The 22,142-nt window shown below is 67.4% G+C and carries 26 protein-coding genes; 9 read left to right on the top strand and 17 right to left on the bottom strand.

Annotation, left to right across the window (positions count from 1 at the left end; all coding sequences use genetic code 11):
• Positions 1 to 6 precede the first annotated feature (6 nt).
• From K3U96_RS23180 to K3U96_RS23200, 5 genes are all read left to right on the top strand, one after another.
• The gene (locus K3U96_RS23180; protein WP_220691217.1) at positions 7 to 519 is read left to right on the top strand and encodes a DUF2505 domain-containing protein; all 513 of its coding nucleotides are present in this window, start codon (positions 7 to 9) and stop codon (positions 517 to 519) included.
• A 22-nt stretch (positions 520 to 541) separates the two neighbouring features.
• Entirely contained in the window at positions 542 to 1,054 is a 513-nt protein-coding gene (locus K3U96_RS23185) for a DUF2505 domain-containing protein (protein ID WP_205871139.1), read from the top strand.
• Positions 1,055 to 1,129: 75 nt separating this feature from the next.
• Positions 1,130 to 1,912, top strand: a complete 783-nt coding sequence (locus K3U96_RS23190; protein WP_220691218.1) for a class I SAM-dependent methyltransferase — start codon at positions 1,130 to 1,132, stop codon at positions 1,910 to 1,912.
• 9 nt (positions 1,913 to 1,921) lie between these two features.
• Positions 1,922 to 2,737 carry a carbon-nitrogen hydrolase family protein gene (locus K3U96_RS23195; protein ID WP_220691219.1) on the top strand — a complete coding sequence of 272 codons (816 nt, stop codon included), beginning with the start codon at positions 1,922 to 1,924 and terminating at the stop codon, positions 2,735 to 2,737.
• On the top strand, positions 2,734 to 3,645 hold the full coding sequence (locus K3U96_RS23200; protein ID WP_220691220.1) for an LmeA family phospholipid-binding protein: 912 nt from the start codon (positions 2,734 to 2,736) through the stop codon (positions 3,643 to 3,645). The genes K3U96_RS23195 and K3U96_RS23200 overlap by 4 nt, the downstream gene beginning before the upstream one ends.
• Before the next feature lie 4 nt (positions 3,646 to 3,649).
• Here the strand turns inward: K3U96_RS23200 and K3U96_RS23205 are convergent, their stop codons facing one another.
• The 9 genes from K3U96_RS23205 to K3U96_RS23245 all read right to left on the bottom strand — a co-directional run bounded on the left by K3U96_RS23205 (position 3,650) and on the right by K3U96_RS23245 (position 11,300).
• Positions 3,650 to 5,416, bottom strand: a complete 1,767-nt coding sequence (locus tag K3U96_RS23205; protein ID WP_220691221.1) for a zinc ribbon domain-containing protein — start codon at positions 5,414 to 5,416, stop codon at positions 3,650 to 3,652.
• Positions 5,413 to 7,047 carry a S53 family peptidase gene (locus K3U96_RS23210; protein WP_220691222.1) on the bottom strand — a complete coding sequence of 545 codons (1,635 nt, stop codon included), beginning with the start codon at positions 7,045 to 7,047 and terminating at the stop codon, positions 5,413 to 5,415. Before K3U96_RS23210 ends, K3U96_RS23205 begins: the two co-directional genes overlap by 4 nt.
• The gene (locus K3U96_RS23215; RefSeq protein ID WP_084223013.1) at positions 6,989 to 7,273 is read right to left on the bottom strand and encodes a superantigen-like protein SSL4; all 285 of its coding nucleotides are present in this window, start codon (positions 7,271 to 7,273) and stop codon (positions 6,989 to 6,991) included. Before K3U96_RS23215 ends, K3U96_RS23210 begins: the two co-directional genes overlap by 59 nt.
• Before the next feature lie 71 nt (positions 7,274 to 7,344).
• Positions 7,345 to 8,037, bottom strand: coding sequence for a deoxyribose-phosphate aldolase (deoC, locus tag K3U96_RS23220; RefSeq protein ID WP_069404686.1), 693 nt, complete (start codon positions 8,035 to 8,037; stop codon positions 7,345 to 7,347).
• A 2-nt stretch (positions 8,038 to 8,039) separates the two neighbouring features.
• A complete protein-coding gene (locus tag K3U96_RS23225) occupies positions 8,040 to 8,447 on the bottom strand; it encodes a DUF2599 domain-containing protein (protein WP_372515052.1) in 408 nt (135 codons plus the stop codon).
• 8 nt (positions 8,448 to 8,455) lie between these two features.
• Positions 8,456 to 8,737 (bottom strand): DUF2516 family protein, encoded by a 282-nt coding sequence (locus K3U96_RS23230; RefSeq protein ID WP_069404685.1) that lies wholly within the window; start codon positions 8,735 to 8,737, stop codon positions 8,456 to 8,458.
• A gap of 47 nt (positions 8,738 to 8,784) precedes the next feature.
• Positions 8,785 to 9,405: a heparin-binding hemagglutinin gene (locus K3U96_RS27075; protein ID WP_069404684.1), complete on the bottom strand. Its 621-nt coding sequence runs from the start codon at positions 9,403 to 9,405 to the stop codon at positions 8,785 to 8,787.
• A 63-nt stretch (positions 9,406 to 9,468) separates the two neighbouring features.
• Positions 9,469 to 9,882 carry a helix-turn-helix domain-containing protein gene (locus K3U96_RS23240; protein WP_069404683.1) on the bottom strand — a complete coding sequence of 138 codons (414 nt, stop codon included), beginning with the start codon at positions 9,880 to 9,882 and terminating at the stop codon, positions 9,469 to 9,471.
• An 89-nt stretch (positions 9,883 to 9,971) separates the two neighbouring features.
• The gene (locus K3U96_RS23245; protein WP_069404682.1) at positions 9,972 to 11,300 is read right to left on the bottom strand and encodes a DUF445 domain-containing protein; all 1,329 of its coding nucleotides are present in this window, start codon (positions 11,298 to 11,300) and stop codon (positions 9,972 to 9,974) included.
• 104 nt (positions 11,301 to 11,404) lie between these two features.
• Here K3U96_RS23245 and K3U96_RS23250 point away from each other — a divergent pair, with 104 nt between their 5' ends.
• Together K3U96_RS23250 and K3U96_RS23255 are read left to right on the top strand one after the other, a co-directional pair.
• The gene (locus K3U96_RS23250) at positions 11,405 to 12,112 is read left to right on the top strand and encodes a TetR/AcrR family transcriptional regulator (RefSeq protein WP_220691224.1); all 708 of its coding nucleotides are present in this window, start codon (positions 11,405 to 11,407) and stop codon (positions 12,110 to 12,112) included.
• Complete coding sequence (locus K3U96_RS23255; protein WP_220691225.1) at positions 12,109 to 12,945, top strand: polyphosphate kinase 2 family protein; 837 nt, start codon at positions 12,109 to 12,111, stop codon at positions 12,943 to 12,945. Before K3U96_RS23250 ends, K3U96_RS23255 begins: the two co-directional genes overlap by 4 nt.
• A gap of 62 nt (positions 12,946 to 13,007) precedes the next feature.
• Here K3U96_RS23255 and aceA read toward each other — a convergent pair whose 3' ends face one another.
• Positions 13,008 to 14,294 (bottom strand): isocitrate lyase, encoded by a 1,287-nt coding sequence (gene aceA, locus K3U96_RS23260; RefSeq protein ID WP_069404679.1) that lies wholly within the window; start codon positions 14,292 to 14,294, stop codon positions 13,008 to 13,010.
• Between the two features lie 237 nt (positions 14,295 to 14,531).
• On the bottom strand, positions 14,532 to 15,350 hold the full coding sequence (locus tag K3U96_RS23265) for an acyl-[acyl-carrier-protein] thioesterase (protein WP_220691226.1): 819 nt from the start codon (positions 15,348 to 15,350) through the stop codon (positions 14,532 to 14,534).
• 101 nt (positions 15,351 to 15,451) lie between these two features.
• Here K3U96_RS23265 and ramB point away from each other — a divergent pair, with 101 nt between their 5' ends.
• Positions 15,452 to 16,876, top strand: coding sequence for an acetate metabolism transcriptional regulator RamB (ramB, locus tag K3U96_RS23270; RefSeq protein ID WP_069404693.1), 1,425 nt, complete (start codon positions 15,452 to 15,454; stop codon positions 16,874 to 16,876).
• Positions 16,877 to 16,889: 13 nt separating this feature from the next.
• The gene (locus K3U96_RS23275) at positions 16,890 to 17,441 is read left to right on the top strand and encodes a carboxymuconolactone decarboxylase family protein (protein WP_069404677.1); all 552 of its coding nucleotides are present in this window, start codon (positions 16,890 to 16,892) and stop codon (positions 17,439 to 17,441) included.
• A 59-nt stretch (positions 17,442 to 17,500) separates the two neighbouring features.
• On the opposite strand, the gene K3U96_RS23280 is transcribed toward K3U96_RS23275, so the two are convergent.
• From K3U96_RS23280 to adh, 6 genes are all read right to left on the bottom strand, one after another.
• The gene (locus K3U96_RS23280; RefSeq protein WP_220691227.1) at positions 17,501 to 17,770 is read right to left on the bottom strand and encodes a hypothetical protein; all 270 of its coding nucleotides are present in this window, start codon (positions 17,768 to 17,770) and stop codon (positions 17,501 to 17,503) included.
• Positions 17,767 to 19,161: a dihydrolipoyl dehydrogenase gene (lpdA, locus tag K3U96_RS23285; protein ID WP_220691228.1), complete on the bottom strand. Its 1,395-nt coding sequence runs from the start codon at positions 19,159 to 19,161 to the stop codon at positions 17,767 to 17,769. The genes K3U96_RS23280 and lpdA overlap by 4 nt, the downstream gene beginning before the upstream one ends.
• A gap of 78 nt (positions 19,162 to 19,239) precedes the next feature.
• Complete coding sequence (locus K3U96_RS23290) at positions 19,240 to 19,719, bottom strand: hypothetical protein (protein WP_230982257.1); 480 nt, start codon at positions 19,717 to 19,719, stop codon at positions 19,240 to 19,242.
• Entirely contained in the window at positions 19,712 to 19,990 is a 279-nt protein-coding gene (locus K3U96_RS23295) for a putative holin (protein WP_069404675.1), read from the bottom strand. Before K3U96_RS23295 ends, K3U96_RS23290 begins: the two co-directional genes overlap by 8 nt.
• Before the next feature lie 27 nt (positions 19,991 to 20,017).
• Entirely contained in the window at positions 20,018 to 20,545 is a 528-nt protein-coding gene (locus K3U96_RS23300; protein WP_220691229.1) for a DUF779 domain-containing protein, read from the bottom strand.
• A 34-nt stretch (positions 20,546 to 20,579) separates the two neighbouring features.
• Positions 20,580 to 22,103, bottom strand: a complete 1,524-nt coding sequence (gene adh / locus K3U96_RS23305) for an aldehyde dehydrogenase (protein ID WP_220691230.1) — start codon at positions 22,101 to 22,103, stop codon at positions 20,580 to 20,582.
• Between the last annotated feature and the right edge of the window lie 39 nt (positions 22,104 to 22,142).

Raw genomic sequence — 22,142 nt, forward strand, 5'->3', positions numbered from 1 at the left:
CCAGCTATGCCGCGTTCATTCGACATGGCCGCCGACTACGAGGCCAGCGTCGAACAGGTGCACCGGGCGTTCCGCGACGAGCAGTATTGGTCGGCGCGGCTGACCGATTCCGGCGCCGACGAGTACTCGCTGGATTCGATGGTGGTCGACGACGACGGCGGAATCGACGTGGTCACCACCCAGACGTTGCGCGCCGACCGGTTGCCCGGCCTGGTGACGCAGTTTCACTGGGGCGATCTGAGCTTCGTCCGCGAGGAGACCTGGAGCCCGGTGCGCGACGGGCGGGCCACCGCGACGATCAAGGGTGCCATCGACGGTGCGCCTGCCGGGTTGTCGGGTACCGCCGTGCTGGCGCCGTCTGCCACGGGCCGCGGCTCGCGGCTCGAGTTCAACGTCAGCGTCGAGGTCCGGGTGCCGTTGGTCGGCGGCAAGATCGAGAACTTCATCGGCTCGAAGCTGGTCGACCTGCTCATCGCCGAGCAACGCTTCACCACGGGGTGGATCACCGAAAACGCCTGATCAGTACGTAAACTTATGCGGTATGTCGCGACGCATGGAGTACACGATCGCGTTCGACGTGCCGGCGGCGAAGATGTACCAGGACTTCACCAGCCGCGATTACTGGCACAGCCTGATGGCGGCGTACCGGCGGCTGACCCCGTCGAGAATCACCTCGTTCTCGTCCGATGAGCGGGGCACCGACATCGTGTTCGTCCAGGAGATGCCGCGCTCGGAGCTGCCGTCGATCGCGCGCTCGGTGATCCCCGCCGACATGGTGATCACCCGCAGGCAGCATTTCGATCCGTTCGACCATGCGAAGAACCGGGCGGTCGGCACCTACGCGGCGTCGGTTCCGCGCGCGCCGGGCCGGTTCGGCGGGCGGTACTTCCTCACCGACACCGACGCCGGCAGCCAGTTGCGGTTGGCCACCGTGTGCAAGGTGTCGATTCCGTTGGTCGGCGGTGCGCTCGAGGACCTGATCTTGCACCACATCACGTCGCTCTTCGACGCCGAGGAGGCCTTCGCCGCCGACTGGATCGCAAAGCACCACTAGGCGCCCCGGTGTGAAACCCGGCCGGCATCGGCGTGGGTTCCGGAGAACCGCGCCGCCGCCCGTAAAATCAGGGCAATGGGCGCCCCGATCGGCCAGCTCACACGGGGCACCACCGGTTTCAACAGGCTGCGCCGCAGCGATCGCTGGCTGACCCATTCCCCTCGCGTGCGGGCGACGCTGCTGTCGGCCGTGCACCCGTTGGTGGTCGATCTGGGTTACGGCGCACGCCCGGTGACGACGCTCGAGATGGCCGCGCGGCTGCGGGTGGTGCGCGAAGACCTGCGCGTCGTCGGGTTGGAGATCGATCCCCAACGTGTGGTGTCGGCGTGCGCGGCCGGCGGCGACACCGTCGAATTCGCGCTCGGCGGTTTCGAATTGGCCGGTTTGCAGCCGGTGCTGGTGCGCGCGTTCAACGTGTTGCGCCAGTACCCCGCCGAGGCGGTGCCCGAGGCGTGGTCGCGGATGTCGGCGCAGTTGGCGCCCGGCGGGCTGATCGTCGACGGCACCTGCGACGAGCTCGGGCGCCGGTGCTGCTGGGTGCTGCTCGACGCCGACGGGCCGGTCAGCCTGACGCTGGCCTGCGATCCGTTCGCGATCCAGCGGCCGTCCGACCTCGCCGAACGGCTGCCCAAGGTGCTGATCCACCACAACGTCGCGGGCCAGCCGATCCACACGCTGCTGACCGACGCCGACCGTGCGTGGGCCAGCGTCGCCGGCCACGGGGTGTTCGGGCCGCGGGTGCGCTGGCGGGCGATGCTGGATCTGCTGCGCGCGCAGGGCTTTCCGATCGAGCCGCCGCGGCGCCGGATGCGTGACGGCGTGCTGACCGTGCCGTGGGCGACGGTGTCACCCGGCTAGACTGGCTCCATGCGGATTGCGTTGGCGCAGATCCATAGCGGCACCGAACCTTCGGCCAACCTGGGGCTGGTCGAGGAGTACACCCGCCGCGCCGCCGACGCGGGCGCACAGATGGTGTTGTTTCCCGAGGCCACGATGTGCCGGTTCGGGGTCCCGCTCGGCCCGATCGCCGAACCGCTCGACGGGTCGTGGGCATCCGGTGTGCGGGCCATCGCCGAGCGGGCGAGCATCGTCGTCGTCGCGGGCATGTTCGTGCCGGCGCCCGACGGGCGGGTGACCAACACGTTGATCGCGACCGGCCCCGACGTCGATGCGCACTACGACAAGATCTACCTCTACGACGCATTCGGCTTCGCCGAGTCCAAGACCGTCGCGCCGGGCCGCGAGCCGGTGGTCATCCAGGTCGACGGCGTGACCGTCGGCCTCACCCTGTGCTACGACGTCCGCTTCCCCGAGCTGTACGTCGAACTGGCCCGCCGCGGCGCACAGCTGTGCACCGTGCATGCCTCGTGGGGCAGCGGCGACGGCAAGCTCGACCAGTGGACGCTGCTGGCCCGGGCCCGCGCGATCGACACCACCGGCTTCGTCGCCGCCGTCGACCAGGCCTACCCGGGGGACGAAATCGCCGCCGTCGGCCCCACCGGGGTGGGCGGCAGCCTGGTCACCTCTCCGGTCGGCCAGGTGGTGGCCTCCGCGGGCGCCGACCCGCAGCTGCTCGTCACCGACATCGACCTGGCCGCCGCGGAGAAGACCCGCGCGACGATCGCGGTGATGAACAACCGCGCGGAGTTCACTTCCTCAGGTAAGGCAGAATCGCGGGGATGACTGATCCGTGGTCCCGCCCGCAGCCGCCGGGCCCGCCGCCACAACAGCCCGGCCCACCGCCACCGATGCCCCAGAATGGCCCGCCCCAGGGACCCCCGCCGCCAGCTCCGCAAGGACCGGCGGGACCGTCGGGGCCGCCTCCCGAAGATGACGCATCGCTGCTCGGCAAGCTCACCGGCCTGCTGCGCGACCCGCTGTCGATCGTGCTGGTCGTCGTCACCGTGTTGGCGCTGGCGTTCGCCGGGCTGCTCGCCGGTGAGCTCTACGCCCGCAACCGCGCCAACACCGTGGTGGCAGGGGTCGTGCAATGCGTGGTGCAGGACGAAGCCAGCGCCTCGTTCGGTGTCATGCCCCCGTTCCTGTGGCAGCACATGACCGGGCACTACACCAATATCCACATCGAGACCGCGGGCAACCAGGTCCGCGACGCCAAGGGGATGAAGGTGACCCTGACGATCACCGATGTGCGCCTGCAGGACACCGCGACCTCCAGCGGTTCGGTCGGCTCGCTGGTCGCCAACATCGACTGGACGTCAGAGGGTATCCGGCAGACGATCGCCGATTCGATTCCGCTCGTCGGCGCGTTCGTCAACGGGGTGACGACCAATCCGTCCGAGGGCACCATCGAGCTGGAAGGGACGCTGGGCAGCATCAAGGCCAGGCCTGTGGTCGTCAACAGCGGAATCTCGCTGCAGGTCACCCAGCTCACCGGGCTGGGCTTCACCCTGCCTCGCGAGGTCGTGCAGCCGGCGTTGGACGCCTTCACCGCCTCGCTGACGGAGAACTACCCGATGGGCATCTCCGCGGATTCGGTGCAGGTCACCGATTCCGGTGTGGTGAGCCAGTTCTCCACAAAGAACGCGTCGATGCCGAAGGGCGAACAAGACCCCTGCTTCGCGCGGCTGTAGAACCTCAGCCGCTCAGGTCGCGCCACCGAAAGCTGTTGACGTACTTACCCATATCCATGGCGAGTTGAAGGTTGGCCGCCGACGGGTGGCCGGGGCCGTCGTCGGGGGTGAACTCGCGGTAGGGGCCGACCGCGGCGGCCACCAACGCGTAGTCGTACTTGACGGCGACCATGACGATCAGCCGTAGCCTGCCGTAGGCCGCGTAATCGTCGACCACGACGCCGTAGCCGGGTTCGTATCCCACCATGGCGTTGGGGATCTCGTAATCGACCTCGGCGTCCGGGAACCGCTCGCGGATCAGGTCCTGGGCGATCTGTTCGGCCGACTGGTCGTGTGCGGGCATCCCGAACAGGTACATGGTGCCGGTGTCGCCGCCGACGAAATCCAGCGTGACGCCGTCGGGTTCCAGCGTCGCCTCGTAAGCCGTTCCCGGGCCGGGGTATTGGACGGTGAACGCGCCGTCGCTGGCGACGAACCGCGGGTTGGACTCGACCTGTTCGCCGAACGGTGGGCTCCCGCAGTCCGGCGGGCAGACGAACGCCGCGGGCGGCGCGGTGAGCAACGCCGCGGCGGTCAACCCGCCCGCGGCCGCGACGCCGACGCCGGCCGCCAGCACCGTGAGCACCCTGGCCAGGCTGGTGGGACGCGTCGGCACATCCGCGCGGCGCGCGGCGCGCGAGGTACGCGAGGCCGCGCTGCTGGCCGCCCCGCAGTTCGGGCAGAACGCGGTGTCGGCGACGACGTGCCCGCAGTGCGCACACAGCACCCGCCGGTCGGGATCCGCAGCGTGGTCGGCGTGGTGCAGCAGCATGTCCTGCAACCCGATCCGCAACGCCAACAGCGCGAGCACCGCGATCACCACGTGCAGGGCGAGGTGCTGGCCGTGCAACAGCGGGGAGACCTCGAGCAGCCCCGAGGCGGCGTAAAGCCCAAGCGCCACAACGATACTGATGACGATCGCCCGCGTCCGCCCCGACCACAGCGCGGCGCCGACGAGGCCGCCGATCGCCGCGGCGGTCACCGGGATCGCGGCGCCCACGATCCCGGCCTGCACCAGCAGCCCGCTCAGCGGCCAGTCCTCGGCGGTGAGACCCATGGTGAACTGCGGCGCCAGCCGGGTCATGGTGGCCGCCGCGCTGAAGGCGAGCGCGCTCAAGGACCCGAGTGCGAACCCGTCCAAGGGTTCTCTGCCGGGTTGGCGGATCAGCCGTACCGCGGCCACCGGGACGAGCATCAGGACGGCGCCCACGGTCGGTATCGCGACGCCGAGCACGTAGGCCCGCTCGTCGGTCTCCGGGCCGAACAGGGCGATGTCGTAGGCGTCGGCGAACGCCACCCCGATGAACCAGGCCCATCCGACACCGATGCCGATCGCCGACACCGAGGTCAGCACCAGCGAGCGAATCGGCAGATCGCGATGGGCGTCGGCCTCGTACAGATACAGCGCCACCACGAAGAGCAACCCGAGCGCGCTCACCACGATCAACGGCGCCTGCCAACGCAACAGCGCCAACCCGACCGCCGTCGCCACCAGCACGGTCAACGCCACGCCGAACGGTGCGCGGGAGCGACGCGGCAGGTGCGGGAACAGCGAACTGGTCACCGCCGGCCGCAGCACCGACTCCCCTGGCGCCGCCGCGTAGCTGCCCAGCCGCAGCCGGCCGCGCCGAGCCGAACGCGGTGCCCCGCAGGTGCCGCAGAATGTCGCGCCCGGCCCGTCGGCGCGGCACGCCGGGCAAGCCTGGGCAGCCGCGTCGTCTCCGGTGCTCACCGCGGGGCCGTCCCCCTCTGCAGGTCCAGGAGGTTGCGCGCCAGGTTGTAGGTGTTGGGGCTGCCCAGACCGGTGACCAGGTCATAGCCCGGTTGGGTGAGGTCGACGTTGTTACCGCCGCGGCGCACGTCGCGGAACCCTGGCAGGTTCGAACCGGCCGCCACCCGGTACAGCTGCGGGTTGAGGTTGCCCAGCGGGCGCCCGCCGTTGGCGACGATGTACTGGTTCATCAGCACGGTCAGCGCGGCCCAGATCGGCGCGGCCTGCGACGTGCCGCCGCCGAGCACCTCGGTGCCCTGGTAGATGAACCGCACTCCGGTGAACGGGTCGGCGACCGCGGCGACGTCGGGTGAGAGCCGCCTGCCCTCGGTGTCGCGATCCACCGACAGGTGCTGCTGCCAGTGCGGCCGGTCGAACAGCTGCGACACCCCACCGCTACTGCCATGCGACAGCGGCGAATCCACCCACGCGTGCTCGGCGCGCCACTGGCCGCGCGGACCCGTCGACAGCGTGGTGCCCCCGACCGCGGTCATGGTCGGCAGCGACGAGATGGAGTCCAGGCCGACGTCATCTGAGCCCGGCGGCGACGACCACTCGTCACCGCCCTTGCATTCCAGCCCGCCGTTGTCGCCGCTGGCGTCGAACGCCGACGTGCCGCGCTCCTGGGCGGCCGTCAACGCCGCCTGCACCGGAGCCAGATCCGCTGCGGTCACCAGTTTTTCGCAACCCCACCCGATGGACAGGCTCCATACCGCGCCGGGGAACTGCCGGTCGACCGACTCGAACAGCTGACCGATCTTCTCGTAGGCGCCGTCGCCCTCCACGGTCGGTCGGGCGTTGACCACCACGAGCTGCGCGTCGGGCGCGATGGCGTGGGCCACTTGAAGGTCCATCGCGGTCTCGCCGCGTGACTCTTCGGGTTTCCCGCCGACCCAGACCGGCGTGAACCGCGGCAACCCGGACGTGTCGGCGAACTGATCGAGGTCGTCCTGCTCGGCGCCGTCGAACGCGAAGAACACGATCGTCGAGCCCTTGCCGGTGAAACCCTTGTCGGCGAGCGGGGACGCGTTGTACGCCTCGAGCAGACCCCGCGGCGTCAGCCCGCCCTTGGGCACGTCGAGCGGAAGAAAGCCGGGGTTCTTGGTGTAGTGCGGCGTGTAGCTCATGATCCGGCCGACCTCGGTGACCGATCCGCGCAGCGGCCCCGGCACCGACGGCTGCTGCGGCGACGCGTAGAACACCTGATCCTTGGGGCCCCGGTAGTCCCGCACGGGTACGTCGAACGCCCGCGCGACGTTGTCGGCGGCGCCTTGGACGATTGCCCAGCGGTCACCGTGGCGCCAGCGCACCCACAGGTCGCGCGCCCCGGCCCACTCCATCAACGCATCCGGTGCGTCGGCACCAGCGAGCGTGACGGTCAGTTGCGTGTCAGCCGAGCGCGACGGACCCAGATCGGTCGAACTGCCCAGCAGCGCCGCATACGGACCGGTGATCACCGCCGAAGTGCGCGTCGCGCACGCCGCAGACGCCGCGATCAGCAGCGCGGCGACCAAGAGGGCCGAAACCCGGCGCCTACTGCCCCCGAGGACCGTGATGGCGGCCAGGCGTGGGGCCTTCAGGCGTCGGAGCATGAACGGTCGGCGAGAACGGGTTCGGGTTGTTCGGATCGATGCGAGGCGCCTTCTCGGTCGGGGAGACCGGCGCCGGAGCCGACGTCGTCGTGGACGTGGTGGTCGTCGTCTCGGGGGCCTTCTCCTCGTCGCTGGAGCAGCCTGCGGTCAAGGCGCCCATGGCGATGACAGCACCCATGCCGACGACAGCTGCGAGCTGCCGAGGTCGACGATTCAGTTCAGTCATGTTCTGATCCTATCCGTGTGCTCGCGTTTGACGGCAGCAAATTATTCGTCCCGTAAATTAACTCGTTTATCCTACTTGATTCCGTCGAGTACTGCCCGGGTGCCGGAGAGGCCCAGCCGGGCCGCGCCGGCGTCGAGCATCGCGACGGCGTCTGCCGCCGTGCGAATACCTCCGCTCGCCTTCACCCTGACCTGCGGCCCTACTGCGGCGACCATGGCTTCGACGGCCCGCACCGACGCACCGCCTGCAGGGTGGAAACCGGTGGAGGTTTTCACGAAGTCCGCGCCCGCGTCGGCGGCGGCCACACACGTCTCGGTGAGGATGCGCTCTCCGGCCAGTTCTAGCAACGCCGCGGACTCGATGATCACCTTCACCAGGATCGGTATGCCCGCGGCGGCCCGGACGGCGGCTTGCACCGCGGCGATGTCGGCGCGTACCGCCCCGAAGTCACCCGACACCGCGGCGCCGACGTCGATCACCATGTCGATCTCGTCGGCGCCTTCGGCCACCGCGAGCCGGGCCTCCTCGGCCTTGACGGTCGAAAGGTGTTTGCCTGACGGAAATCCGACCACCGCGCAGATCTTCTGGGCGCCCGATCGCGCGCGCGCCGCCACCGAAACCATCGACGGTGACACGCACAGCGCGTACACCCCCAACTGCGCGCCCTCATCGGCCAGCCGCGCGACGTCGGCCGCGGTGGCCTCGGGTTTGAGCAGGGTGTGGTCGACCAGCGCGGCCACGTCCGCGCGACGGTAGGTGCCCACCGCTAGAACGGCTCTTCGGTACCGCCGGGGTTGCACCCCGCGGCGACCATCGCGTCGAAACCGACCTCGGGCCGCCACGGTTCCAGGTTCCAGCTCGACTTGCCCGGCTCCGCGAGTTCGGCGTAGTACCAGTGGCATTCGAATTGCGACCGCATACCGGGGAGGTCGGCGTCCGGGGAAAGCGCCAGCACCTCGGCCCACGCCTCGTCGGGACCCACGGGGCTGCCCAGGGTGGCGGCTTCACGCCCGGCGTCGGTGGGATAGACCCGCAGGCTCGACAGATCGCCCCACTTCGCCCATTCGACGTCCTCGACGTACGGCGGGGCCGGCGCCGCCGGGGCGGCGGAGACAGCGGGCGCGAACGCGACGGCCCCCAGCACACCGCCCGCCGCGACGGCGAGCGTCAGCAGCGGGCGCACTACCGGGACTTTCCCTGGACTTCCAGGATCTTGGGCCGCACGTCAACCAGGTAGACGCCGGCGGCCACGGCCGCGATGGCCGTGCCCATGATGCCCAGCACCAGCGCCAGCAACCCGCTGATGCCGAGGATCACCAGCCACACCGGCTTGGTCAGCTTGTCGACGGCCGTGTAGGCGTCGGGGCGCTGCATGGCGGCGTGCACGAACGCGTACACGACCGTCGCCAGCACGGCGATCTGCAAAAAGAAGAGGACGTAACCCACTAGGCCTTCGAGCTGCACGAGCTAAGCCTATGCGGGTTACGCCCTCTGGGCGAATTTCCGTCGAACTACTTCTGGGTGACCTTCTTGGCCGCGGCCTTCTTCGCAGGCGCCTTCTTGGCCGGGGTCTTCTTGGCCGGCGCCTTCTTGGCGGCCTTCTTGACCGGGGCCGCACCCTTCTCGGCCTTCTTCGGCAACTCGACGCCGACCAGCTTGGCGGCACGCTCACCGACGGCGCGGGTCTGCGCGGCGACGTTGCCCAGCGCCTCCTGGGTCAGCTCGACGGCCTGGTCGGTGTAGCCCTCGACGCGGCCGGCCGCATCGGAGAAGCCGGGCTGGCTGCGCAACCGCTCCAGCGCGACCTCGCCACGCTCGATGAGCTTGTTGTAGGTGCTCTGCGCGGCCTCTGCATAGGTCTCGGCGAACTTGCGCAGTTCGTCGCTGCTCAGCCGGTCACGCAGCTCACCGACGTGCGACGGCAGCTCTTCCTGCAGCTTGTTGATGCGCGCGCGGCGCTCCTCGACGGTGCTGCGGGCGTCGCTGCGGGCGTCGTCGGCACGCTCACGCAGGGTCGCGACGATCTCGTTGACCCGCTCCAGCGCCAGGTCGGCGGCGCCCACCGCGGCGAGCAGCGGGGCCTTCAGGTCGTCGGCGGTCGGCTGGTTCTTGGCCGGGGTGTTCTTGGCCATGGTGGTTGTTCCTTTCGAAGTTGGTTGTGTCACTGCAGGTATGGAGTGGTCAGTCGAAATGGCTCAATCAGTCGGCTCCTCATCTGCCTGGCTGGCTTCGGCTTCGTTCTGCTGACAAAACGACGTGTAGATGTCGAGCAGCACTTGCTTCTGCCGCTCGGTGATCGCCGAGTCGGTGATGATGGCGTCGCGGACCTCACTGGTCTCGCTCGGCTCGAGGATCCCGGCCCGCACGTAGAGCACTTCGGCAGAGACGCGCAGCGCCTTGGCGATCTGGTTGAGCACGTCGGCGGAGGGTTTGCGCAATCCCCGCTCGATCTGGCTGAGGTAGGGATTGCTGACACCGGCCTTCTCGGCCAGCTGGCGCACGGATACCTGTGCAGCCTCGCGTTGGGTGCGAATGAAGCTGCCGATGTCCTGAGCAGCGTTCTGCGCAGCGCTGGACACGACGACGGCAAGGTTGTCGTCTTGCGACATGCGAGGCCCCCTCGTGCGTTGGGTATCCAAATACGACAACACCAGACTACGACGGAGTGCTAACTTTTGCAAGCACTAGTTAGCGCAGGTCAAAACAGTAGTTGGGCTACCGAATAGATCACCAAGCCGGCCAGCGCACCCACCACGGTGCCGTTGATCCGGATGAATTGCAGGTCGCGGCCGACGTGCAGTTCGATGCGCCGGCTGGCCTCGTCGGCGTCCCAGCGCTCGATGGTCTCGGTGATGATCGCGGTGATCTCCACCCCGTATTCACCGACCAGATGCTGCGCGGCGCGGATGATCCAGTCGTCCACCTTGTCGCGCAGTTCGGCGTCGTCGCGCAGGCTCTCCCCGATCCGCACCACGGAGTCGGCGATGCGGGCGCGCAGCGCCGAGGACGGATCGTCGACCGACTCGAGGATGATCCGCTTGGCCGCGGTCCAGGCGGTCTCGGCGGCCCTGGCGACTTCCTCGCGGGCCATGATCTGTTCCTTGACGTTCTCTGCGCGCTGAATCGTCGCGTCGTCGTGCTGCAGATCGTCGGCGAACTCGAAGAGGAACCGGGTGGCCGAGAGCCGCAGTTCGTGGTCGGGGTTCCGGCGCACCTTGTCGGTGAAGTCCATCAGCTCGCGGTGGATGCGGTCGCCGACGAGATGGTCGATCCAGCGCGGCGACCAGGTCGGCGAATCGCGTTCGACGACGCGCTCGATGATGTCGCCTGCGTTCAGCGACCACTGGAAGGCCCGGTCGGCGAGCAGTTGAAGCAGCGCCTCCTGGCGGTGTTCGGCCAGCAGCGTGGCCAGCACCCGTCCGATCGGCGGCCCCCACTGCGGTTCGGCGATGCGTTTGACGATCATCCGGTCGAGCACCTGCTGGACGTCCTCGTCGCGCAGCATCTCCACCAGAACCCTTAGCACCCTGGATGTTTCGGCGGCCACCCGCTCGGCGTGCGCGGGCTCGCAGAGCCACTTGCCGGCCCGGCCTGCGACCTCGGCGTCGCGCAGTTTGGTCGCGACCACCTCCGGGGACATGAAGTTCTCGCGGACGAAGTTGCCGAGCCCCTCGCCGAGTTGGTCCTTCTTGCGTTTGATGATCGCGGTGTGCGGGATCGGGATGCCCAGCGGGTGCTTGAACAACGCGGTGACCGCGAACCAGTCTGCCAGCGCGCCCACCATTCCGGCCTCCGCGCCGGCGCGGACGTAGCCGACCCAGCCCGGTGCGCCGTGGGACTGCGCCCACGTGCAGATCAGAAAGATGACGGTGGCGCCGACGAGGAAGGACAGCGCGACGACCTTCATCCGACGCAGGCTGCGGAGCCGCTCGGCGTCGGCGACGCTGTCGGCACCTGCGAGCGACTCGGCGAAACTGGGGCGATCCCGGGTCACGGCGCGTCGGCCGGTGTCGGGTCTGTGTGCCACCCCACCATCATCCGCTATGCCCGAAGCCGGCGACCCCTTCCGAGCGCCCGATGTCAAGATCAGCCGTACTATCGGGGGGAACTACGGAACGGATCACGGAGAAAGTGGCACAGCACAGCGAGGCCATTGCGGTCAAACCCGACGGGCGTAAGCGGCGGTGGCATCGACATAAGGTGGAGCGCCGAAACGAGCTGGTCGACGGCACCTTGGAGGCCATCCGGCGACGCGGAAGCAACGTCAGCATGGACGAGATCGCGGCCGAGATCGGGGTTTCCAAAACGGTGCTGTACCGCTATTTCGTCGACAAGAACGATCTGACGACCGCGGTGATGATGCGGTTCGCGCAGACGACGCTGATCCCGAACATGGCCGCGGCGCTGTCGTCGAACCTCGACGGATACGAGCTGACGCGCGAGATCATCCGCGTCTACGTCGAAACGGTGGCCGCCGAGCCGGAGCCCTACCAGTTCGTGATGGCGAACAACTCCGCGAGCAAGAGCAAGGCCGTTGCGGCCTCCGAGCAGATCATCGCCAGGATGCTGGCGGTGATGCTGCGCCGCCGCATGGCCGAGGTGGGCATGGACACCGGCGGCGTCGGGCCGTGGGCGTACCACACCGTCGGCGGGGTGCAGTTGGCCACGCACTCGTGGATGAGCGACCGGCGGATGAGCGCCGATGAATTGATCGACTATCTGACGATGCTGTCGTGGAATGCGTTGTGCGGCATCGTGGAGGTCGGTGGGTCGTTGCAGAAGTTCCGCGAGCAGCCGCACCCGTCACCGGCGCTGCCGATGCAGCGACGTCCCAAATGAGCCAGATCCCGGCACTTCTGCGGTTCCGCCAGGGCGACTCGGTCGCCGACATCGACACCGACGCGACGCCTGGTTTTTCCGGGTCCAAGTCGGATGCGGCGCCGGTGCAGGCGTCGCGCAACGAGCGCCTCGCCGAGCTGCAGGAGCTGCTCTACGCCAACTGGAAGGCCGCCGACGATCAGCGCTCGGTGCTGCTGGTGCTGCAGGGCATGGACGCCGCGGGTAAGGGTGGCATCGTCAAACACGTTGTGGGCGCGGTGAACCCGATGGGGGTGCGCTACACCGCCTTCGGTAAGCCGACCGAGGAGGAACTGGGCCACCATTACCTGTGGCGGATCCGCAACGCGTTGCCGCCCGCGGGGCACATCGGCGTGTTCGACCGATCCCACTACGAGGACGTGCTGATCGTCCGCGTGCACAACCTGGTGCCACCTGAGGTGTGGGAGAAGCGATACGACGAGATCAACACGTTCGAGCGCGAACTGGTCGACAGCGGAACGACTTTGGTCAAGGTCGCGATGTTCATCTCGCTCGACGAGCAGAAGGAGCAACTGCTCGAACGGCTCGAGGATCCGACGAAGTACTGGAAGTACCACCCCGGCGACATCGACGAACGTCTCAAATGGCCGGCCTACCAGCAGGCCTATCAGGCGATGCTCGATCGCACGTCGACCGAATACGCGCCATGGCATGTGCTGCCGTGCGACCGGCGGTGGTACAGCCGGTTAGCCGTCACCGAGCTGTTGATCGAGGCGCTCGAGAAGCTGGACTTGTCGTGGCCGCCCGCCGATTTCGACATCAAGGCCGAGAAGCGCCGGCTTTCTGACTCTTAACGCACCGAGCGCACGGTTATTGATGCGTATCAACAACCGTGCGCTCGGGCGATGAGGAACTCCTAGTGGAACTGGCCCTCTTCGGTCGAACCGGCCAGCGCCGTCGTCGAGCTGTTCGGGTCCACCGTGGTGGCGATCCGGTCGAAGTAGCCGGCGCCGACCTCGCGCTGGTGCTTGGTCGCGGTGTAACCGCGCTCCTCGGCGGCGAACTCGCGCTCCTGCAGCTCGACGTACGCGGTCATCTGGTTGCGGGCGTAGCCGTAGGCCAGATCGAACATCGAGTAGTTCAACGCGTGGAAGCCCGCCAGCGTGATGAACTGGAACTTGAAGCCCATCGCGCCGAGCTCCTTCTGGAACCGCGCGATCGTCGCGTCGTCGAGGTGCTTGCGCCAGTTGAACGACGGTGAGCAGTTGTAGGCCAGCATCTGGTCGGGGAACTCGGACTTGACGCCCTCGGCGAACTTGCGGGCCAGGTCGAGATCCGGGGTGCCGGTCTCCATCCAGATCAGGTCGGCGTACGGCGCGTAGGCCTTGGCCCGCGCGATGCACGGCTCCAGACCGTTCTTGACCCGGTAGAAGCCCTCCGAAGTGCGCTCCCCGGAGATGAACGGGCGGTCACGCTCGTCGACGTCGGAAGTGATCAGCGTGGCGGCCTCGGCGTCGGTGCGCGCGATGACGACCGTGGGCACGTCGGCGACGTCGGCGGCGAGCCGGGCCGAGGTCAGGGTGCGGATGTGCTGCTGGGTCGGGATCAGCACCTTGCCACCCAGGTGGCCGCACTTCTTCTCCGACGCCAGCTGGTCCTCCCAGTGCGAACCCGCGACACCGGCGGCGATCATCGCCTTCTGCAGCTCGTAGACGTTGAGCGCGCCACCGAAACCGGCCTCACCGTCGGCGACGATCGGGGCGAGCCAGTTCTCCACCGAGGTGTCGCCCTCGACCTTGGCGATCTCGTCGGCGCGCAGCAGCGCGTTGTTGATGCGGCGCACCACCTGCGGCACCGAGTTGGCCGGATACAGGCTCTGGTCCGGGTAGGTGTGACCCGACAGGTTCGCGTCGCCTGCCACCTGCCAGCCCGACAGGTAGATGGCCTTCAGACCGGCGCGCACCTGTTGGACGGCCATGTTGCCGGTCAGCGCACCGAGGGCGTTGACGAACTCCATGTCGTGCAGCTGGCTCCACAGCACCTCGGCGCCGCGGCGGGCCAGGGTGTGCTCCTCGACGACAGAGCCCTGAAGCGCTACCACGTCTGCGGCGGAGTACTCGCGGGTGACGTCCTTCCACCGCGGGTTGGTGTCCCAATCCTTCTGGATCTCTTCGGGAGTCTTCGGCTTACCGACCGTTGACATGGTTCCCTCCAAATGTGTGAGCGTTGTTAACAGCTGGGCGACGGAACTGTCGCGATAATTCGAGCATGCCCTACGCCATAACCGCAGGTCCAGTCGTTTCGCTTGTCAAGTTCCGTTAACGGCACGCGCGAATTTGCAAATCTTGCGAAGAAGCCTTCGCACTTGACCGGTTCAGTAGTTACCGATCGGTAACACATTTTCGCTGGTCAGTACGGGCGTACTGTTAAACGGCTGCGCTCAGAGTTCGAAGATCGCCGCGACGGCTTTGGTCTCGTCGCCGACCGCATATGTGAGCGTTGTAACAGTGCGATCGGTCAGCTCCGGACCGAATTGTTCGGTCGATCCGGGCGGGTGTACGTGCGAGATGATCTCCAGCTTGTCGCCCAGCGCCACGGCGGCATCGTGTTCGATCGTCACCCGGATCGGCTTGCCCTGCAGTTCGGGCGTGGAGAACAGATAGTCCTCGATCACCGTCCAGTACACCGAGTTGTTCATGTGGTCGAAGATGTCGATATCGGCCACCCGCACCGGATACTCGCGGATCTGCGCGGCGTCCTCGCGGCTGCCGGCCGTCAGATAGGGCTTCCAGCGCAGCCGGTCGACGTTGGTGGTGCGTCGCAGGCCCTCGATGAAGTCGTCGGAGATGCGCGCGGGCCCCTGGGTCTCCCGGTTGATGTTGATCCAGAACGCCTCGGATTCCATCAGCCCGCCGCCGCGCCTGCCGTCGATGCGTACCCGCATCTCGCACCACCGGTTCGACGTGCCCGAACACCAGCGGCGCAGCCGCAGCATGTCCTGGAACTCGATGGGCCTGATCAGGTCGATCATCGTGCGCCGGACGATCCAGAGCGGATGCGTCTCCTCGTAGCCCAACTCGCGCAGTTGGTCCGTGCCGATGTCCTGGATGTGGCGGGTGGCGGCGTCGAAACGCAGTCGGCCGACGCGGTCGATGTCGGCAACCCGCAGCGGCCACTGCCGGTCGAAAACATCGGGGTGCGGGTCGGGCACCGGCATCATCACCTTCGCCAAACCGGCGTTACCTGCGTTAGCCGCCATGCGCGTTACTCCCCTGATTTCCGACCCGATAAATCCTCCCACAGCCGCCAACTTGCCAACAATGCGAAGGCGGTCTTCACAACGGGGTTAGGGTGGTTCACGTGGCGAAAACGTTCGTCGGTTCACGGGTCCGTCAACTGCGCAGCGAACGCGGGTTCAGCCAGGCCGCGCTCGCGCAGATGCTGGAGATCTCGCCGAGCTACCTCAACCAGATCGAGCACGACGTGCGGCCGCTGACCGTGGCCGTGCTGCTGCGCATCACCGAGGTGTTCGGGGTGGACGCGACGTTCTTCGCCTCCGAAGACGACACCCGGTTGGTCGCCGAACTGCGCGAGGTCACCATCGACCGCGATGTCGACGTCGACGCCGACCTCACGGAGGTGGCCGACATGGTCGCCGCACATCCGGCGCTGGCCCGCGCGATGGTGAACCTGCACCGGCGCTACCGGTTGACCACCACCCAGTTGGCCGCCGCGACCGAGGACAGGTACTCCGACGGCAGCGGCAGCGGCGCGATCACCATGCCGCACGAGGAAGTGCGCGACTACTTCTACGAGCGACAGAACTATCTGCACGAACTGGACACCGCCGCTGAGGATTTCACCATCCGCCTGGGCATGCACCGCGAAGAACTGGGCCGGCAGCTGTCGGACCGGCTCACCATGGTGCACGGCGTGCACATCGTGCGGCGCAGCGATCTGGGCGACACGGTGCTGCACCGGTTCGATCCGGACACCAAGGTGCTGCAGATCAGCAACCACCTGTCCTCCGGCCAGACGGTGTTCAAGATGGCGACCGAACTGGCCTATCTCGAGTTCGGCGACCTCATCGACAAGCTGGTCGACGACGGCAAGTTCACCAGCGAGGAGTCCACGATCCTGGCTCGGCTGGGCCTGGCGAACTACTTCGCGGCCGCAACGGTTTTGCCATACCGGCATTTTCACGAGGTCGCCGAGAGCTTCCGTTATGACGTGGAACGCCTGTCGGCCTACTACTCGGTCTCCTATGAGACGATCGCGCACCGGCTGTCGACGTTGCAGCGGCCGTCGATGCGCGGGGTGCCGTTGTCGTTCGTTCGGGTGGACCGCGCGGGAAACATGTCGAAACGGCAGTCCGCCACCGGGTTTCACTTCTCCTCCAGCGGTGGCACCTGCCCGCTGTGGAACGTCTACGAAACGTTCGCCTATCCGGGCAAGATCATCGTGCAGATCGCCCAGATGCCCGACGGGCGCAACTACCTGTGGGTGGCGCGGACCGTCGAGCGCCGCGCCCGACGCTACGGCCAACCGGGCAAGACCTTCGCGATCGGGCTCGGCTGCGAGTTGCGGCACGCGCACCGGTTGGTCTACTCCGAGGGGCTGGACCTGTCCGGGGACAACGCGACGCCGATCGGCGCCGGTTGCCGGGTCTGCGAGCGGGACAACTGCCCGCAGCGCGCCTTCCCCGCGCTGGGCCGCGCGTTGGACATCAGCGAGCACCGCAGCACCGTGTCGCCCTACCTGGTGAAGAAGCCCCAGCCGATGTGACAGACTCGATTCGGTGAGCGCCATCGAGCCCGCGCGCATCGCGCCCGGCGGATTCAAGGAACTCGGCCCGCTCAACTGGGCCATTGCCAAACTCGGTGCGCGTGCGATCCGAGCGCCGAGGTTCAGCCTGTTCAATGTCCTTGGCCAGCACCGGCTTTTGTTTCTGGCGTGGCTGCCCTACAGCGGAATACTGCTCGGGATGCTGAGCAAGCTGCCGGTGAAGGACGCCGAGACCGTGATCTTGCGCGTCGGTCACCTACGCAACTGCGAGTACGAATTGCAGCAGCATCGACGGCTGGCCCGCACCCGCGGGCTCGGCCCGGACGTGCAGGCCAAGATCTTCGAGGGCCCCGACGCCGAGGGGCTGACCGAGCGTCAGCGCGCGCTGATCACCGCCACCGACGAGTTCGTCGTCACCCGCGGGGTGTCGGCGCAGACGTGGTCGACGCTGGCCCGCCACCTCACCAAACCCCAGCTGATCGAGTTCTGCATGCTCGCCGCCCAGTACGACGGGCTGGCCGCGACGATCACCACGCTCAACGTGCCGCTGGACTTCCCCTCGTGATCTCCTGGTGATTTCGGTGTATTTGGTCACGGTGAGCGTGACGAACTACACCGATATCGCTAGAGGTAGGTGACCCCGAGCACCACGATCGACAGCAGCACCGGCGAGATCGGCAGGGCGCACAGGAACGCCGCCCACACCTCGGACTTGCGCTGGTATGCCCGCCAGCCCAGCACCGCCGAAACCGCGCCGAGGACGAACGACAACGCCGCGACCACCAACACCCAGCTGCTGACCGTACTGGTGGCGGTGGCAAGGGAGATGCCGGCCAGCCACAAGATGTGGCCGACCACCAGCCCGCCGATACCGGCGACCCAGATGGCTCTCAAAAGTTGATCATGTGGCCGGCGAGACCGTGGAAGCACTCTTGCAGCGCTTCGGACAGCGTCGGGTGAGTGTGGACGTTGCGGGCCAATTCGTTGACGGTCAAATCCCACTTCTGCGCCAGGGTCAGCTCGGGCAGCAGTTCGGAGACGTCGTGTCCGATGAGGTGACCGCCGAGCAGTTCACCGTATTTGGAGTCGGCGATGAGCTTGACGAAGCCGCTGGGATCGCCGAGCCCGTGCGCCTTCCCGTTGGCGGTGAGGGGGAACTTGGCGACCTTGACGTCGTAGCCCTCGTCGCGGGCCTGCTCTTCGGTGAGCCCGAAGCTGGCGATCTGTGGCTGGCAGAACGTCGCCCTCGGCATCATCCGGTAGTCGCCGAGCGCCAAAGTCTCTGCGCCCGCGATGGTTTCGGCAGCCACCACGCCTTGGGCCTCGGCGACGTGTGCCAGCTGCAACAGCGCGGTGACATCGCCGATGGCGTAGATGTGCGGTACGTTGGTGCGCATGTAGTCGTCGATGCCGATCGCCTTGCGGTCGGTGAGGTTGACCCCTGCGGCGTCGAGGCCGTAGCCCTCGACGTTGGGCGCAAAGCCGATGGCCTGCAGCACTTTGTCGGCCTTGAGCTCGTCGGACTTGCCGTCCTTGCTGACCTGGACCGTCACCGTCGATCCGTCATCGCTGATGGACTCCACCTTCGTACCGGTGAGGACCTTCACGCCCAGCTTCTTGAACTGCTTCTCGATCTCCTTCGAGACTTCGGCGTCCTCGTTGGGCAGCGCGCGCGGCAGGAACTCGACGATCGTCACGTCCACGCCGAAGTTGCGCAGCACGTAACCGAACTCCATGCCGATCGCACCCGCACCCGCGATCACGATCGAGGACGGCAGCTCACGCGACATGATCAGTTCTTCGTAGGTGACGACGTTGTCCGACAGCGACGTGCCCGGCACCAACCGGGTGCTGCTGCCGGTGGCGATGATCGCGTTGTCGAAGGTGACCGTCTCGGTTCCGCCGTCGTTCAGATCGACGTCGAGTGTGTTGGCGTCCTTGAACTTCCCGTAACCGTGGATCTCGGTGATCTTGTTCTTCTTCATCAGGAAGTGCACACCGGAGACGCGGCCGTCGGCGACCTTGCGGCTGCGGTCGAAGGCCACCCCGTAATCCATGGTGGGCTCACCGCTGATGCCGAACAGCTTGGCGTCCTTGGTGATGATGTGGGCCAGCTCCGCGTTGCGCAGCAGCGACTTCGACGGGATGCAGCCGACGTTGAGGCATACCCCGCCCCAGTATTTGGGTTCGACGACTGCGGTGTTCAGTCCGAGCTGGGCGGCGCGGATGGCCGCGACGTACCCGCCGGGGCCGGCTCCGAGGACGACGACGTCATAGTGGGTCACCTTCATCACCCTAGTGCCAAAGGCCAGCACGATCTGGTCGGACTGCGCCGTGGGCACGGTGCTATCCGGCCGTCGTCGTCAGTACGGGATCAGGCCGATGAGGCAGCGGCTGGCGTACTCGCAGAAGTTCAAACCGTGCAGCACCGCCGCGCCGGCGGTGGCCGCCAGCGGCGCCGACATCAACGCGATCGCCAGCGCCGCGACCGCGGGCCGGTCGGGAACCATGGCCGTGAGCAGGCCACCGACCCCGCAGACCACGAGGAAGACCAGCACGACGAACAGCGACGCGGTCTTGTCGATCGACTGGAACCACCAGTAGTACAGGCCCCAGCCGGCCGCAGCCGCCGCGATCCACACGCACGCCACCACCCCGACGAACGTCCAGCGTTTGAGGAACGGGTGGCTACCGGGGACGACGAGCGGGTGCGCCGGGGCGGGCAACGGCTCCGACGGCGCGTCAGCGGCTTGGGTCGCCGCGGGCAGCGCGCCGGTGAACATCGGCGTGTAGGGCTCGGTCGGCTCGCCGGCAAGGAGGTCTCGGTTCACGGTGTCAGGCACCGTTGACCACCTGGATCGCGACCAGTGTTCCCAGCCAGGCCGGTGCCAGGGCCAGCACGAACGCGCCGACGGTGGTCACCCAGCGTCGGCCGGACAGCAGAATGGTCAACATCCCGATCACGCTGGGCACACCGACGACGAGCCCGATGACGATGTCGGGCCGGATGGTGGCAGTGACCAGCAGCGATGCGGCAATGCCGATGATCACGCCGACCGCCGCCCCGACCAGCATCGCACTGGTCAGCAGCCACGGACGCGGCAGCGGTATCACGCTTTCGAGGTTAACGCCGATGGGCCGTCAAACCTCTGAGCCACGCCCCAGCGGCGGTGTCGGTGTCGGGCGCATGCCGCGGGCGAAATCCGCGCCGGTGAGCGGCGCGTGTTCGGCCAGCATGGCGTTCTCCTCGCCGGTGAACGCCCGCCCGCGGGATAAGAACCGCACGCCCTCGGGGGCCTCGACGCTGAACCCGCCGCCTCGGCCGGCCACCACGTCGATCACCAGCTGGGTGTGCTTCCACGCCTGGAACTGTGGGCCCGAGATCCACACCGGCACGCCGTCCCCGACGTCGAGGATCCCGAGCAGCACGTCGCGGTCGCCGACGAGGAACTCGCCGTCGGGGTAGCACATCGGTGAGGACCCGTCGCAGCATCCGCCGGACTGGTGAAACATCAGCGCGCCGTGTTTGGCCTGCAGCCTGGCCAGCAGATCGGCCGCCGCCGCGGTGAGCAGCGCCCGCGGCGGCGCCGCTTCTTGCGCCGAACGTGGGTTACCCGCACGTGAATCCGCGGTTCGGTGTGCGGGTAACCCACGTTCGCGCCCGGGCATGATCAGAATCCTCGCCTCCTCGCGCAAGCGCTCGTCAGAAGAAGCCCTGCGCCTTGTCGCTGTAGGACACCAGCAGGTTCTTGGTCTGCTGGTAGTGGTCGAGCATCATCTTGTGGTTCTCGCGGCCGATCCCGGACTGCTTGTAGCCGCCGAACGCCGCGTGCGCCGGGTAGGCGTGGTAGCAGTTGGTCCACACCCGGCCGGCCTTGATGTCGCGACCGGCACGATAGGCGGTGTTGCCGTTGCGCGACCACACGCCCGCACCGAGCCCGTAAAGGGTGTCGTTGGCGATGGCAATCGCGTCGTCGTAGTCGGAAAACGACGTGACGGCGACGACGGGCCCGAAGATCTCCTCCTGGAAGATGCGCATCTTGTTGTTGCCCTCGAAGATGGTGGGCTGTACGTAGTAGCCGCCGTTGAGGTCGCCGCCCAGTTGCGCGCGTTCCCCACCGGTGACGACCTTAGCGCCCTCTGACTTGCCGATGTCGATGTAGGACAGCACCTTTTCGAGCTGATCGTTGGAGGCCTGGCTGCCGATCATCGTCTCGGTGTCCAGCGGATCGCCTTGGCGCACGGCCTTGGTGCGGATCGCGGCGAGTTCGAGGAACTCGTCGTAGATGTCGGCCTGCACCAGGCTGCGCGACGGGCACGTGCACACCTCGCCCTGGTTGAGGGCGAACATGGTGAAGCCCTCCAGCGCCTTGTCCTGGTAGTCATCGGCGGCAGCCAGCACGTCGGAGAAAAAGATGTTCGGGCTCTTGCCGCCGAGCTCCAGGGTGACCGGGATCAGGTTCTGCGACGCATACTGCATGATCAACCGGCCGGTGGTGGTCTCACCGGTGAACGCGATCTTGGCGATGCGGTTGCTCGACGCGAGCGGTTTGCCCGCCTCGAACCCGAAGCCGTTGACCACGTTGACAACTCCGGCGGGCAACAGGTCGCCGATCAACGACATCAGGTACAGGATCGACGCCGGGGTCTGCTCGGCGGGTTTGAGCACGACGGCGTTGCCTGCCGCCAGCGCGGGCGCCAGCTTCCAGGTGGCCATCAGGATCGGGAAGTTCCACGGGATGATCTGGCCGACGACGCCGAGCGGTTCGTGGAAGTGATAGGCGACGGTGTCGTCGTCGATCTGGCTCAGCGAGCCCTCCTGGGCGCGGATGGCGCCGGCGAAGTAGCGGAAGTGGTCGATCGCCAGCGGGATGTCGGCGTTGAGCGTCTCGCGGATGGGCTTGCCGTTGTCCCAAGCCTCGGCCAGCGCAATCGACTCGAGGTTGGCCTCCATGCGGTCGGCGATCTTGTTGAGGATGTCGGCGCGTTCTGCGGGCGCGGTCTTGCCCCACTGCGGGGCCGCACCGTGGGCGGCGTCGAGGGCCTTGTCGATGTCGGCTTCGGTGGACCGCGCCACTTCGCAGAACGGCTGACCGGTCACCGGCGTCGGGTTCTCGAAGTAGTCACCGGACACCGGCGGCACCCACTGGCCGCCGATGAAGTTTCCGTACCGCGACTCGTATGCCATCAGTGCGTCCGCCGAACCGGGGCGAGCGTAAACGGTCATCAGCGACTCCCTTCTGGACGGTGTAATCCACCTCACACT

The organism is Mycolicibacterium holsaticum DSM 44478 = JCM 12374, from assembly GCF_019645835.1.
GTDB lineage: Bacteria > Actinomycetota > Actinomycetes > Mycobacteriales > Mycobacteriaceae > Mycobacterium > Mycobacterium holsaticum.